Here is a 14574-nt window from a genome sequence, read left to right as displayed (position 1 = left end):
GTCAGCCCACGACCGCCACCAACCCTGCCACGCCCAGCGCCAGCGCCGCCAAGGCATCGCCGGCGATCAGCCCGCCGCCCACCAGCGAGGTCGTGCTCATGTCCTCGGGCAGCGCGGCATCGCCGGCGGGCGCCGAGCGGTTTTTCGCCACGCTGTTCGCCACACTATTCACCACGCTGGCCAGCACCCCGCCCGCCGCCATCCACGCAGCGGCCGGCAGGTTCACGAAGCCCCCGAACGACGACGCGTACGGCGACGGCAGCACGGCGGCATCGAGCAGGAAATCGACGGTCTTGCCGGTGCCGCCGGACTGCGCGAAGCGCCGGTAGCGGGCCGATGCGCGGATCGTCTTGCGCGCGACCTCGGTCACCAGGCCGATACCCACCCCGATCCACACCGCCAGCCGCTGGTAGGGCCGGTCCTCGGTCATGCTGCGCAGCGCGCCGACGATCTTGTAGGTCATCGCGGAGGTCCAGCGCGCCGGCTGCTGATCGGCCGGCAGCAGGGTCTGGTCGAGCCGCAGCACCGGATACGCCTGCATGAACAGCCGCGCCAGCAGCACCGCCAGCACCGCGCCCACGACGATGCCGGCCACCTGATAGCCGAACTGCGTCATCCGGTTGGTGCCGAGCCGCCAGCCGGTGGAGCGGTCCTGCTGCATGTCGCACGCCTCGGCCGTGGAGACGAGCAGCACGGTCGCGGCGATCAGGCCGATATGGGGCTCGCGCAGCCCCACGGCGGCCATCAGGATCACCGTGAGCACGAAGGCCGACGAGATCGGATTGGAGTCCACCATGCCGACCGAGATGCCGTTGACCAGCGCGAACACCAGCACCAGCGCCACGGCCATCAGCTGGTAGCCCACCGGCTGGCCGAACCACACCGCGCCGGCCGCCACCACCGCCGCGCCCCAGACCACCACCCAGAGCCAGATCCAGCGCATCGGCAGGCCGCGTTGTTGGGAGGCGGGGGCCGGCGCCGGGTTGGCCGGCTGCCGCTCCCGCCAGGCCCGCACGAGCAGCATCGACACATCGATCAGCGCCGCGCCCATGATCATGCCCAGCGCGATCAGGAAGGTGATCTTGCGATAGGGGTCGCCCGGCGCCAGCCAGCCAATCGACACGAAATACGGCGTCAGCGCCCATCCCGCTAGCCCCCCGACCAGCGCCGCGATACCGATGCGCGCGCCGACAATCATCCCGGCGCCGAAGGTGGACGCGGACAGGTCGATGGCGCCCAGCCACGCCACGCGCGTGACCCCCACCCCGGCCACCGCCCCAAGCGCGATGCCGCCACCCAGCCGCGCCACCGAGCGCCGCAGCAGCACCGGATCGGTCAACGCGCGCAGGATGTTGGCCACGGCCAGCCCGGACGGGAACGTCAGCTGCATGCGGTCCACCAGCAAGGGCGTGTAGAGCATGCCCACACCCACGCCATACATGCCGATGCACAGCATGTAGCCGATCAGGTGCCAGAGCGGCGGCGCATCCATGCCCATCCAGCCCATCGCCTGGATCACCACGACCATCCCGCCCATCCCGGCCACGGACGCCGCCGCCGTCTGGATGTAGTTCGCCCCATGCCGCCCCGCCGCGCCATAGCCCGCCGTCACCGCCGAACCCAGAATGCCGGCCAGCACCTGCCCGCCAATAAAGAACCCGAGCGAGAAGTTCATATAGGCCGCCGCCACGCAGCCGAGCGGCCCAAGCACCAGCATCCCCGCCGCGCCAAGCAGGGCGTGGTATTGCCAGGTATCAGGGGCGGGCAGCCAGCGCCAGCGGGGAGTGGTGAGGAGGGTGGACATGAGATTCCGGACGTGAATGCTCCCAAGCATAGTGGCGCGGACGCCACCGTGCGGTGAAGGCATGGTATCTATACGAAAACCGCCTATTTATGTCCTGTTACTGTATAGATAAGCTGGGCACCCGCAGGATCTGCACATATAATGACCAAATCTGTCCATTTATCGTAGAGATAATGATCTTCAGTGCCTTGTTGGCCACCCTGGAGCATTGGGATCGCGCCGGCATCTGGAGCTTTTCGCTTCCCGTCCTCAGCCAGCTTTTTGGGGAGTCCGGCGACACGCTCAACAAGTCGCTGTCCCGTCACCAGCGCACCGGGATGATCGAGCGGATCGCCCGTGGGCTCTATATCAATCCGCGGGCACGCTCCCTGCCGCCCGACGTGCTCAGCGCCCTGCCGGCGTTCCTGCGCCCGTGGGACCTTAACTACCTGAGCCTCGAATCGGCGTTATCCGAGGCGGGATGGCTGTCGCAACTCCCTTCGCAGCTGACGCTGATGACGACAGGCCGCAGCCAGACGTTCCACACGCCGTACGGGACGCTCGAATTCACCCATACGGCGCGGCACATCGACACCCTGCGCGACGATCTCGTCTTCGATGCACGGCGCAAAATGTATGTCGCCAAGCCCGAACGCGCGCTGAAGGACCTGCGCCGCGCCGGGCGCAATGTCGATCTCGTGCAGATTCCCTCGCAGTCTCCCCATTCGGACCATGCCATTTCGCACCCGTACTGATCTCCTGGCACTGGCCGGCCGATACGCCACCGAGCGGCGCGTGCCGGCGGGCACGATCGCCAAGGAAATCCTCCACTACGAAATCCTCTACGCCCTGCTGCAGAGCGGCGCGGCCGCCGCGCTGACCTTCCAGGGCGGCACCGCGTTGCGGCTCTGCTATCAGGGCACGCGCTATTCCGAGGACCTGGACTTCGTTGCCGGACGCGCATTCGATCCTACTGTCATGGCGCCGTTCGAGGCCCTGCTCCGACGGGAAATTGCCAATGCCTACGGCCTGGAGGTGGAGATCCGCACGCCCGCGAAGGATGCGGCCCCGTCGGACGTTCACGTCGCGCGCTGGAGCGCACGCGTGCAGATGCCACAGGCCGACCGCAGCGTGCCGCAGGGTCAGGTCATCCATATCGAGGTTGCCAATGTGCCGGCGCACGATCCCGATCTGGTCGCGGTCAGCGCCAACTATCCGCACTTGCCGGAACCCCTCCGCCAGATGATCGTCACGGCGGAGACGCCGCGCGAAATCCTTGCCGACAAGATGGTGGCACTGGGCGCCCGCCCCTACATCAAGGCGCGCGACGTCTGGGACATCAAGTTCCTGACGGACCGCCAGCTCACGCCTGACATGGCGCTGATCGGCAGGAAGCTGATCGACTATGGCTGGACCGTGCCGTCGTACAAAGACCGTCTGCGCGAGCGGCTGGCGCTCCTGTCCCAACCCGAGACGGCCAAGGCGTTCCACGCGGAAATGACGCGATTCGTCGATGCGGGCGTGGCGAGCCAGATCGCCAATCCCGCGCTGGCCGCGCAGTTCCTGCGGCGTGCGGAAACCCTGGCCCAGAAGGTACTCGACGCCGATCTCGCGGTCGCCTGATCCGGCCCGGATGGGGCCAAAGCGTACCCGTTTCTGCGCAGGCGTTTCCGCCGCCTTCCGCCTCCCCCGCCCCCAAACCGTACCCATTTCTGCGCGCCCCGACCCTTGCGTGGTCAAGCATTGATCCGGCGTCGGGCATAGAATGTCGCGTCGGTCCGCCGGCATCCTCCATTCACTTCCCTCGCCGTTACGTCATGAAGCCCGCCCTGCTTGTCCTGATCCAGCTCGAACCCGCTCATCTTGAACTCGTCTCCGCCCAGTACGACGTCCGCTACGCGCCCACGGCCGAGGGCCGGGCGGCGGAGGTGGCGGCGCACGGCAAGACGTTCCGCGCCGTGTTGACCAATGGCACGGTCGGCCTGACTGCTGCCGAGATCGCGGCCATGCCGGCTGTGGAGGTGGTGTGCGCGCTGGGCGCCGGCTACGAGAACATCGACCTGGCCGCCTGCCGGGCGCGCGGGATTGCCGTGGGTAACGGCGCGGGCACCAACGACAGCTGCGTGGCCGATCACGCCATGGCGCTGCTGCTGGCCACCGTGCGCCGCGTGCCGGCGCTGGACCACGCCACGCGCGACGGCATCTGGCGCAACACGCTGCCGCTGCCGCCGAACTTCTCGGGCAAGCGGCTCGGCATCATCGGCCTCGGCACCATCGGGCGGCGCATTGCCCAGCGCGGCCAGGGCTTCGACCTCGAGATCGGCTATCACAACCGCCGGGCGCGCGAGGACGTGTCGTTCTCGTACTTTGCCGATGTGGGCGCGCTGGCCGAGTGGGCCGACTATCTGATCATCGCCACGCCGGGCGGCGCGGAGACGCGGCATCTGGTCGATACGCCGGTGCTGCGCGCGCTGGGGCCGCACGGCTACCTCGTCAATATCGCGCGGGGCAGCGTGGTGAACACGGCGGCGCTGGCCGATGCCTTGCGCGCCGGCGAGCTGGGCGGCGCCGGGCTCGATGTCTATGAGAGCGAGCCGCTGCCGCCCAAGGAATTGTTCGATTGCCCGAACGTGGTGCTGACCCCGCACATGGCCGGCTGGTCGCCGGAAGCGGTGCTGGCGTCGGTCAGCCAGTTCCTGGAGAACGCGCGCCGGCACTTCGCGGGCGAGCCGCTGTTCGCGCCGGTCGGCTAAGCACCGACAGGCTCAGGCCGCGACGGGGAAAGTCACGCGCACGCGCAGCCCCGGCGCGGCGTCTTCCAGCGCCACGCGGGCGCCGTGCGACTGGACGATCTCGGCCACGATGGCCAGCCCCAGCCCGCTGCCGCCCGTGGGCGCCTCCGGTACGCGGTAGAAACGGTCGAACACGCGCGCGCGTTCGTCGGCGGGAATGCCCGGGCCGTTGTCGCTGACCTGCAGTTCCACGCCGCCATCAGACAACCTCGCCACCCGCACATCGATCCGCCCGCCGGCCGGAATGTAGTGCAGGGCGTTGTCGATGAGATTGGTCAGCAGGATGCGCAGCGCGTCTGCATCGCCCCGCACCATGGCACCTTCGGCATCATCGGCCTCCAGCCCCAGGTCGATATCCCGGTCGATGGCCGCCTGGGACATTTCCGCGATCACCCCCGCAGCCAGCGCGCGCAGGTCCACCGGCTCATGCGGCGGCGGCGCGGCGCCGGGCTCCTGCCGCGCCAGCGTCAGCAACTGCGCGACGAGGTGCGTCAGCCGCTCCAGCCCCTGCCGCAGCTGCGACACGGCTTCCTGCCGGGCCGGCGCGCTGTCGGCGCGCTCCACCAGTTGCGCCTGCAATTGCAGCGCCGCCAGCGGCGTGCGCAGCGCGTGGGCAGCGTCGGCCACGAAGGCGCGCTGGGTGTCGATGGCCTGCGCCAGCCGCGCCAGCAACTGGTTCAGCGCGTCGGAAAGCGGGGCGATTTCGTCCGGCATCTGGCGCAAGGCCAGCGGCGCCAGCGTGTTGGCGTCGCGCGCGCGCACCTCGGTGGCAATCTCGCGCAGCGGGCGCAAACCCCGTCCCACCGCCATCCAGATCAACCACGCCAGCAGCGGCAGCAGCAGCAACAGCGGGGCGACCGTGCGCAGCGCCATATGCGCGGCCAGCGTGCGGCGCGCGCTCATCGGCTGGGCGATCTGGACCACGGTCGGGCCCAGCTGCACGCTGTAGATGCGCCATTCGCCGGAATCCGTCAGCACGCTGGAGAAGCCGAGTTCCGCGCGTGGCGGGAGCACCGGGTGGGAGTGAGACAGGTAGAGACTGCGGCCCGTGCCGTCCCAGATGTGGATGACCACGTCCTCGTCCGCATGGAGCAGGTCCGCGCTGGCGCCGCTGCCATTGCCGCCGTCGAACGGCGGCGCCATCGGGCTCGGGAACTGGCTCGGCAACGCCGCCGCCACCTGCTTCATCTGGTAGTCGAACAGCGCGTTGGCCTCCTGCCGGGCCTGCGCGTAGATCAGCCCGGTGGCCACGGCGATGCCCGCCGCCAGCCCGGCGGCCAGCCACCACAACAACGTACGTTGGATCGAGCGCATCAGGACGGATGCTCCTCGTCGGCGCCGTCTTGCTTCGGCACCATGTAGCCCACGCCACGGATATTGCGGATCAGGGCGGCGCCGAACTTGCGGCGCAGCGCGTGGATATAGACCTCGACCGTGTTGCTGCCCACCTCGTCGTCCCAGCCGTAGAGGCGCTCCTGCAGTTGCGCCACCGACCAGACCTGCCCGGGGCGCGCCATCAGCGCGGAGAGCAGCGCGAACTCGCGCGCGGACAGCCGCACCGCCGTGCCGGCCTGCGTGGCCTCGCGCGTGGCGGGGTTGAGCACGATGTCGCCATAGCGCAGCAGCGGCTCGGCACGGCCCTCAGCCCGGCGCGCCAGCGCGTGCATGCGCGCGGCCAGTTCCTGGAGGTCGAAGGGCTTGACGAGGTAGTCGTCCGCGCCGGCGTTGAGGCCGGCCACGCGGTCCGCCACGGCGTCGCGGGCGGTCAGGATCAGCACCGGTGTGCGCACGTTGCGGGCGCGCAGCGTCTTGAGCACGTCCAGGCCCGAGCGGCGCGGCAGGCCGAGGTCGAGTAGCACGAGGTCGTAGCCGCCGTCGGCGCGGGGGCCGTGCTGGTCAGACGCGGCGTCGAGGCCGGCATCGCCATCGCGCACCCAATCGACGGTAAAGCCCTCCTGGCGCAGCGCCACCTTCACGCTTTCGCCAATCATGGCGTCATCTTCCACCAGCAGTACACGCATATCGGGATCAATCAGTCAGGGGTGGGCGGCGCCGGCATGGCGCATGTCGCCCTCCAGGCGGTCTGCCAGCGCGCGCGCCAGCCCGGGCAGCGCCGGGTAGGCGGCCGTGATCACGTAGACCGGGATGTCGGCCAGATAGGCGCCCATGCGACCCTTGGCGGCGAAGCGCGCGGCGAACGGCGAGGCCCGGAAGGCATCGACGAAACGCGGCACGATACCGCCGCCGAGGTAGACCCCGCCGCGCGCACCGAGCACCAGCGCGACATCGCCCGCCACCGAGCCGAGCAGGCCGCAGAACGCCGCGAAGGCGCGCTGGCACAGCGGGTCGCCGGTCTTGATCGCACCATCCGTGACCTCGGCCGGCGTCAGTGGCTGGGCCAGGGGCGTACCCGTTTCTGCGACCAGCGCGGCATGGATCTGGGACAGGCCCATGCCCGACAGCATCCGCTCCGCCGAGACCCGGCCCAGATGCTGATGGGCGTAGCGCCAGGCGGTCCACTCGTCGTCGGTGTCCGGCATGATTTCGATATGGCCGCCCTCGCCGGCCAGCGCCACCGCGCCGCCGCCGGGCGCGGGGACCAGTCCCGAGACGCCCAGCCCCGTGCCCGGCCCCAGCAGCGCGCGCGGCGCCGTGGGCACCGCCGTGCCGTCGCGCACCAGCGCGAGGTCCTCGGCGGGCAAGTAGGGTAGCCCCAGCGCCAGCGCGGTGAAATCGTTGATGGCGACCAGCGTGTCGAAGTTGAGTGCGCGGCGCGTGGCGTCGATCGAGAACGCCCAGTTGTGGTTGGTCAGCTTGACGTGGTCGCCGGTCACCGGATTGGCCAGACCGATGGCCGCATGGCGCGGGCGCGGCAGGTCGTGCAGGCCGCGCAGGTACTGCTGCATGGCGGCTTCGAGCGACGGAAAATCCGCCACCTTCAGCGCGGTGACCGCACCAATTCGCAGCGGCGCCGTCTCCAGCGCCATCCGCACGTTGGTGCCGCCCACGTCGGCCAGCAGGCGGGGAAACGAGTCGGCTTGCGAATCAGGAGGAGGCATCGGGACCCTTTGTCGAAAACGAACGTTGGCGGGCGATCAGGTGCGGAACACATCCACGCCATGGCGGTGCCGCGCCAGCACCAGGCTCACCGGCAGCGCCGGCGTGGGCGCCTGGAGCGCGCGGGCCAGCACCTCGGCCTTCTTCTCGCCCGTGATGGCCAGGAAGGTGCGTTCGGCGGCCAGCAGCGCGGCGAGGTTCAGCGTCACGCGGGCGTGGTTCGCGCTGGTCGGATGGGTGACGAGGAAACCGGGCTTTGGCTCGGACAGCGCGGTCTGCAGCTCGGGCGCCTCCGGGAACAGCGACGCCGTGTGCCCATCCTCGCCCATGCCCAGCACCACCACGTCCGGCTGCTGGAAGCGTTCGTTGAGCCGCGCCACGGCGCGCTCCGGCTGAGACGCCTCGGCGGCATCCTCCACCAGCGGCACCCAGGCCGCCACGCCCGCGGCCTCGCGCAGCAGGTTGTGGCGCACCAGCGCGCCGTTGCTGTCGGGATGGTCGGGCGGCACCGCGCGCTCATCCACCAGCGTCACGGTCACGGCGTCCCAGCGGATGGGCCGATAGCGCAATCGCTCGAACATCGGCACCGGCGAGCGCCCGCCGGACACCGCCAGCACCGCCCAGCCTTTGGCCTGGATCACCAGATCCAGCGCATGGCCGATCGAGAGGGCCAGCGATTCGGCCTGATCCATCACGGAGGCATGTTCGTACTGGCGCATGATCGGTCCCTTTTATATATAGACAGGCGGTGGGTCAGACTTCCTCGTGCCAGAGCGCTTTGTCGCGCGACATCAGCGCCGACGACGCCGCAGGCCCCCAGGTGCCGGCGGTATACGACTTGGGCGGCACGGTGCTGTCGGCCCAGGTGTCGATGATCGGCTCCACCCAGCGCCACGCCTGCACCTGCTCGTCACGACGCACGAACAGGCCCAGCCGGCCGCGGATCACGTCCAGCAGCAGGCGCTCGTAGGCGCCGGCGCGGCGCACCTTGAACGAGTTGGCGAAGTCCAGGTCGAGCGAGGTGGGGGTCAGTTCGAGGGTATCGCCCGGCTGCTTGACCAGGAAATACAGCTTGATGCTTTCCTCGGGCTGGAGCTGGATCACCAGCCGGTTCTGCGGCGACAGCGTCAGCGGCTTGGGGAAGATGGCGTGCGGCACATCGCGGAAGTGGATCACGATCTCGGCCACGCGTGACTGCATGCGCTTGCCGGTGCGCAGGTAGAACGGCACGCCCTCCCATCGCCAGTTGGCAATCTCGGCCTTGATGGCGACGAAGGTCTCGGTGCGGCTGTCCGGGGCGATGCCCGGCTCGTCGATATAGCCCGGCACCGGCTTGCCGCCGACCGCACCGGCGCGGTACTGGCCGCGCACGGTCTTCTCGGCCACGTCCTGCGGCTGGATCGGCCGCAGCGCCTTGAGGATCTTGATCTTCTCGTCGCGGATGGCGTCTTCCGACAGGCTCGCCGGCGGCTCCATCGCCACCATGCACAGCAGTTGCAGCAGGTGGTTCTGCACCATGTCGCGCAGTGCGCCGGTGCGGTCGTAGAAGTCGCCGCGCGACTCCACGCCCAGTTCCTCGGCGATGGTGATCTGCACGTCCTGCACCCATTCGCGGCGCCACAGCGGCTCGAACAGCGCGTTGCCGAAGCGGATCGCCATCAGGTTCTGGACCGATTCCTTGCCCAGGTAATGGTCGATCCGATAGATCTGGTCTTCGGCGAAATACTTCGCCACGGAGGAATTGATGGCCTCGGACGAGTCCAGGTCGTGCCCCAGCGGCTTCTCCAGCACCACGCGCACGTTGGGCGTGTTCAGGCCGGTGCGGCCCAGCTGCTCGCAGATCGGCACGAAGATATGGGGGGCAGTGGCCAGGTAGCAGACCACCACCTCGGGCTTGCGGGCCAGCACCTTCTCGGCGAGGGCGTCGAAGTGGGCGGGCTCGCGCGCGTCGGCCTGGACGTAGCAGATGCGTTGCAGGAACGAGGCCCAGGCGTCGGGCGGCGCGTGCTCCAGCGCGGGCCGCACGGTGTCTTCCAGCGTGGCGATGTACTGCTCGGTGGTCTGGGCGTGGCTGCCCGTGGCGAGGATGCGCGCGGACGGATGCAGCACGCCGCAGCGGTGGGCGTCGAAGAGGGCCGGCAGCAGCTTGCGCCGCGCCAGGTCACCGGTGCCGCCGAACAGCACCATGTCGAAATCGGGCATGCTCACCCTGGGCTCCTTGCGGGGGGAAGTGGGCGCCCCGGCCTCTACTGAGTGCCGGCGAGGGGCGGATAAGTTCCGGCCATGTTACGTCACTCGCCCGGGATTGGGCAGTGGGCGGGGCGGATTCGGCCGGCGGGCGGACCCCGAGCGTACCCGTTTCTGCGTAGCGTCGCGGACGGCACACGGGGGTCGCACCGGGGTTCACACCGTTGTCACAGGCCGGCGCGGAACATCCGGGCGTGTGAGCGATCCGACCTGTATCCGCTCACTTCGCGCCCCAGCCGCCCCGGGGCGCATCCGGCCGATTTGGACTACGCTGATGGAGCGCCGCACGAAGCGCCCCACGCCTCACAGGAGAACACTCCATGCCACGCCACCCTGTCCTGGAGCGGGTTACGGCCCGCATCGTGACCCGCAGCCACGCCACGCGCCAGGCTTACCTCGACCGCACCCGCGCCATGGCCGGGCAGAAGGTCGAGCGCGCCAACCTGTCCTGCACCAACCTCGCCCACGGCGTGGCCGCCATGCCGGACGACGCCAAGATCCGCCTCAAGGCGCAGGAGCGCCCCAACCTGGCCATCGTCTCGGCCTATAACGACATGCTGTCCGCCCACCAGCCGCTGGAAGCGTTCCCGCGCTGGATCAAGGAGGCCGCGCTGGCCGCCGGCGGCACGGCGCAGTTCGCCGGGGGCACCCCGGCCATGTGCGATGGCGTGACGCAGGGCCAGGACGGCATGGACCTGTCGCTGTTCTCGCGCGACGTGATCGCCATGGCCACCGCCGTGGCGCTGTCCCACCAGATGTTCGACGGCGTGCTGTACCTGGGCGTCTGCGACAAGATCGTGCCCGGCCTGGTGATGGGCGCGCTGTCCTTCGGCCACCTGCCGGCCGTGTTCGTGCCGGGCGGGCCGATGACCACCGGCATCGGCAACGAGGAGAAGGCGCACATCCGCCAGCTCTACGCGGAAGGCAAGATCGGGCGCGTGGAGCTGCTGGAAGCCGAGACCCGGTCCTACCACGGCCCGGGCACCTGCACCTTCTACGGCACCGCCAACTCGAACCAGATGCTGATGGAGATCATGGGCCTGCACCTGCCGGGCACCGCCTTCATCAACCCCGGCACGCCGCTGCGCGAGGCGCTGACGCGCCATGCGGCCACCCACGCGCTGACGCTGGTGCATGGCGGCGAGCGCTACACCCCGGTGGCCGATGTGCTCGACGAACGCGCATTCGTCAACGGCATCGTCGGGCTGGTGGCCACGGGCGGGTCCACCAATCACACGCTGCACCTGATCGCCATGGCGCGCGTGGCTGGCATCCAGCTGACCTGGGACGACTTCGATGAACTCTCCGCCGTGGTGCCGCTGCTGGCGCGCGTCTACCCGAACGGCAAGGCCGATGTGAACCAGTTCCAGGCGGCCGGCGGGCTGGCAGTGGTGATTCGCGGCCTGCTGACGCTGGGGCTGCTGCACGACGACGTGACCACCATCGCCGGCAAGGGGCTGGCCGACTACACGCGCGAGCCGGTGCTGCGCGACGGCAAGCTGACCTGGATCGACGGCCCCACGGCCTCGCTCGACGACACCATCGTGCGCCTGCCCGACCAGCCGTTCGCGCCCGATGGCGGGATCAAGCTGCTCGACGGCAATCTCGGGCGATGTGTTATCAAGACATCCGCCGTGAAACCCGAACATCAGGTGGTGGAGGCGCCGGCCATCGTCTTCGAACGGCAGGATGACCTGCTGGACGCCTTCAAGCGCGGCGAACTCGAGCGCGATTTCGTGGCGGTGCTGCCGTGGCAGGGGCCGGCGTCGTGCGGCATGCCCGAACTGCACAAGCTCACGCCTACGCTGACGCTGCTGCAGGACCGTGGCTTCCACGTGGCGCTGGTGACGGATGGGCGGATGTCGGGGGCGTCGGGCAAGGTGCCGGCGGCCATCCACGTCTGCCCGGAGGCGCTGCTGGGCGGGGCCCTCGGCAAGGTGCGCACCGGCGACATCGTGCGTGTGGACGCGCCAGCCGGCGTGCTGACCGTAAAGCTGGCCGATGCCGACCTGGCGGCGCGCGAGGCCGATCGGCCTGATCTCTCGCGCAACCGGCACGGCGTGGGGCGCGACCTGTTCGGCGGCTTCCGCGCCCATGTGAGCACGGCCGAGACCGGCGCGTGCTCGCTGTTCGCGGACGAAGGGGTGGAGCCGCGCTAGTTCGGCCGGCGCGGCGGGGTGCGGCGGGCGTCGTAGCGGTCCGCCTTGCCGTCGCCGTCGGCCCCGTCTGCCAGCGCCTCCTCATCCATCTCCGGCACGTGGACTTCCTGCACCGGCACGGCGATCCGGCAGCCGGCGGCTTCCAGCGTGGGCTTCAGCTTGCTGAAGAAGCCGAACTGCACGTTCCAGAAATCGTCATTCGAGGTCCAGTAGCGCGCGTTCAGCGCGATGCCCCGGTCGGTGTACTTCGTCACCATGACCTCGGGCCTGGGCTCGGCCAGCAGCCGCGGCTCCTTGGCCAGCATGGCCTTGAGGGCATCCAGCCCAGCCTGCACGGGGCTGTCGAAGGTCACGGCGATCTCGATATCCATGCGCCGCGTGACGTTCTCGCTGTAGTTCATGATCGAACTGCCCCAGAGCTTGCCGTTGGGCACGCGCAGGCAGACCCCGTCGAAAGTCGTCAGCTCGGTCATGAACAGCCCGGTCTCGCGCACGGTGCCGGCCACACCTTGGGCGTCGATGTACTGGCCGACGCGGAACGGGCGCAGCAGCACCAGCATGATCCCGGCGGCGATGTTCTGGAGCGTGCCCTGCAGCGCCAGGCCGATGGCCAGGCCGGCGGCGCCGAGCATGGCGATGATGCTCGCGGTCTGCACGCCGAACTGCGACAGCACAAGCACCACGGTCAGCACCCGCACCACCCACTGGGCCACGCTCGCCAGCATCGGCCGCAGTGTGTCGTCCACATGGGTGTGATGGAGGCCCTGCCTGACGGCCCGCGCGGCGCGGCCGGAGAGCCACCAGCCGGCAAGCAGGATGGCCAGCGCGGCGAGGCAGTTCAGCCCCTGACTGACCGCGAACTGGGTGAGATAGGCCCAGGTGGCCTGCACTTTGTCGGCGTCGATATACGGCAATTCCATGCGTTCGCTCCTCAGTGCAACCCGGGCCGACTTGCGAAGGACGTGCCAGCCAGCCCGCCGGGCAATCCCAAAGCGTACCCGTTTCTGCGTGGGCCGTTGCCACGCAATGGCTCACGGCGGCCCGCACGGCGCGCCGCTTACATCACAGTCGGGGGAGAAAAGGCAGAGGGAGTGCAGGGATTACAACTTTCGGCCGTGAGCCGTTGTAATCCCTGCATGGAGAGCGCGGGCAGCAGGGCCCGGCGGGAAGGTGTGCGCAGAAACGGGTACGCTTTGCCCGGATCGGAAGCGGTCAGCGCGCCGGGGCCGGGCGGTCGTGGGGATGATCGTGCAGGCGGTCTCGGTCGGCCAGCGCCGGGAACAGCCGCATCCACGCGAACACCACCAGCACCGTGCCGGCGCCGCCCAGCAGCACCGCGCCCACGGGCCCGAGCAGCGCCGCCGTGACGCCCGATTCGAACTCGCCAAGCTGGTTCGACGCCCCGATAAACACCGAGTTGACCGCCCCCACGCGACCCCGCATGTCGTCCGGGGTATCGAGCTGCACCAGCGTCTGGCGCACCACCACGCTGATCATGTCCGACGCGCCCAGCACCACCAGCGCCCCCATCGAGAGCGGCAGCCAGCTGGAAATGCCGAAGACCATCGTCGCCACGCCGAACAGCGCCACCGCGCCGAACATCACGCGGCCCACGCGCCGGTTCAGCGGGTTCCGCGCCAGCCAGAGCGCCGTGACCAGCGCGCCGATGGCCGGCGACGAGCGCAGCAGCCCCAGCCCCCACGGGCCAGTGTGGAGGATGTCCCGCGCATAGATCGGCAGCAGCGCCGTGGCGCCGCCGAGCAGCACCGCGAACAGGTCCAGTGACACCGCGCCCAGCAGCACCTGATGGCTGCGGATATAGGCAAATCCAGCAAACAGCGTCTTGATGCTGACCGGCGTGGTCAGCCGCTGCGCGGCCTGGCGCAGCTTGAGCGTGGCCACCAGCACGGCGGCGATGGCGAACAGCACGGCGCTGATGGAATAGACCACGCCCGGGCCCGCCACGTAGGCGAAGCCGCCCAGCGCCGGGCCGATGATGATGGCGGTCTGGCTGGCGGAACTGGCCAGCGCCACCGCGCGCGGCAGCTGGCGCGGCGTGACCACGCTGGGCAGCAGCGCCTGGAGCGTGGGCGTCTCGAACGCGCGACAGGCGCCGATGGCCGCCACGAACAGGAAGATGTACTCGCGCGTGATCCCGCCCGAGAAGCTCGCCACGGCCATCGACACGGCAATCACCGCTTCCAGCGCCTGGCAGGTACGCACGATCCGCCGGCGGTCGAAGCGGTCGGCCACGTGGCCGGACATCAGCAGCAGAACGATCGACGGCAGGAACTGCACCAGCCCGACCATGCCGAGCATGAAGGGATCGCGCGTGAGGTCGTACATCTGCCAGCCCACCGCCACCGTGAAGATCTGGTAGCCGATGGTCGTGCAGAGTCTGGCGAACCAGAAATGTCGGAAGGCGGGATCGCGGAAAACGGTGTCCGGCTCGGCGGCCGGCACAGGTGTGGCGGTGGACATGGGGGGCGGCAGGAAGGGATGCGATGTGCGCCGGATGACACACGTGATGGCAAAC

The 14574-nt window shown here is 69.5% G+C and carries 12 protein-coding genes; 4 read left to right on the top strand and 8 right to left on the bottom strand.

All coding sequences use genetic code 11. The features are described from left to right. Window position 1: 1 nt before the first annotated feature. Window positions 2–1804, bottom strand: a complete 1803-nt coding sequence (locus AC1DFU_RS04030; protein ID WP_092294156.1) for an OPT/YSL family transporter — start codon at window positions 1802–1804, stop codon at window positions 2–4. 173 nt (window positions 1805–1977) lie between these two features. Between AC1DFU_RS04030 and abiEi the strand changes: the two genes are divergently transcribed. The 3 genes from abiEi to AC1DFU_RS04015 all read left to right on the top strand — a co-directional run bounded on the left by abiEi (window position 1978) and on the right by AC1DFU_RS04015 (window position 4536). Continuing rightward, window positions 1978–2538: a type IV toxin-antitoxin system AbiEi family antitoxin gene (gene abiEi / locus AC1DFU_RS04025; protein ID WP_441591196.1), complete on the top strand. Its 561-nt coding sequence runs from the start codon at window positions 1978–1980 to the stop codon at window positions 2536–2538. Further along, window positions 2516–3406 carry a nucleotidyl transferase AbiEii/AbiGii toxin family protein gene (locus tag AC1DFU_RS04020; RefSeq protein ID WP_092294160.1) on the top strand — a complete coding sequence of 297 codons (891 nt, stop codon included), beginning with the start codon at window positions 2516–2518 and terminating at the stop codon, window positions 3404–3406. The genes abiEi and AC1DFU_RS04020 overlap by 23 nt, the downstream gene beginning before the upstream one ends. Window positions 3407–3600: 194 nt before the next feature. Further along, window positions 3601–4536: a 2-hydroxyacid dehydrogenase gene (locus AC1DFU_RS04015; protein ID WP_092294162.1), complete on the top strand. Its 936-nt coding sequence runs from the start codon at window positions 3601–3603 to the stop codon at window positions 4534–4536. Between the two features lie 12 nt (window positions 4537–4548). Here the strand turns inward: AC1DFU_RS04015 and AC1DFU_RS04010 are convergent, their stop codons facing one another. The 5 genes from AC1DFU_RS04010 to zwf are packed head-to-tail and all read right to left on the bottom strand — an operon-like array spanning window position 4549 to window position 9834. Continuing rightward, on the bottom strand, window positions 4549–5889 hold the full coding sequence (locus AC1DFU_RS04010) for a sensor histidine kinase (RefSeq protein ID WP_092294164.1): 1341 nt from the start codon (window positions 5887–5889) through the stop codon (window positions 4549–4551). Continuing rightward, entirely contained in the window at window positions 5889–6596 is a 708-nt protein-coding gene (locus AC1DFU_RS04005) for a response regulator (RefSeq protein ID WP_441591195.1), read from the bottom strand. The genes AC1DFU_RS04010 and AC1DFU_RS04005 overlap by 1 nt, the downstream gene beginning before the upstream one ends. Before the next feature lie 15 nt (window positions 6597–6611). After that, complete coding sequence (locus AC1DFU_RS04000; protein ID WP_441591194.1) at window positions 6612–7634, bottom strand: glucokinase; 1023 nt, start codon at window positions 7632–7634, stop codon at window positions 6612–6614. A gap of 36 nt (window positions 7635–7670) precedes the next feature. Next, window positions 7671–8351 carry a 6-phosphogluconolactonase gene (pgl, locus tag AC1DFU_RS03995; RefSeq protein ID WP_092294169.1) on the bottom strand — a complete coding sequence of 227 codons (681 nt, stop codon included), beginning with the start codon at window positions 8349–8351 and terminating at the stop codon, window positions 7671–7673. A 34-nt stretch (window positions 8352–8385) separates the two neighbouring features. Beyond that, the gene (gene zwf, locus AC1DFU_RS03990; protein ID WP_092294171.1) at window positions 8386–9834 is read right to left on the bottom strand and encodes a glucose-6-phosphate dehydrogenase; all 1449 of its coding nucleotides are present in this window, start codon (window positions 9832–9834) and stop codon (window positions 8386–8388) included. 365 nt (window positions 9835–10199) lie between these two features. Between zwf and edd the strand changes: the two genes are divergently transcribed. Beyond that, window positions 10200–12038, top strand: coding sequence for a phosphogluconate dehydratase (edd, locus tag AC1DFU_RS03985; protein WP_441591193.1), 1839 nt, complete (start codon window positions 10200–10202; stop codon window positions 12036–12038). Here the strand turns inward: edd and AC1DFU_RS03980 are convergent. Continuing rightward, window positions 12035–12958 carry a mechanosensitive ion channel family protein gene (locus tag AC1DFU_RS03980; protein WP_092294175.1) on the bottom strand — a complete coding sequence of 308 codons (924 nt, stop codon included), beginning with the start codon at window positions 12956–12958 and terminating at the stop codon, window positions 12035–12037. The two genes, edd and AC1DFU_RS03980, sit on opposite strands and share 4 nt — an antisense overlap. A gap of 292 nt (window positions 12959–13250) precedes the next feature. Further along, entirely contained in the window at window positions 13251–14519 is a 1269-nt protein-coding gene (locus AC1DFU_RS03975; protein ID WP_092294177.1) for an MFS transporter, read from the bottom strand. Window positions 14520–14574 lie beyond the last annotated feature (55 nt).

Source organism: Cupriavidus sp. 10L45 (assembly GCF_056395225.1).
The sequence above is the reverse complement of the archived record's forward strand: the minus strand, read 5'-3'. Positions and strand labels throughout refer to the sequence as shown.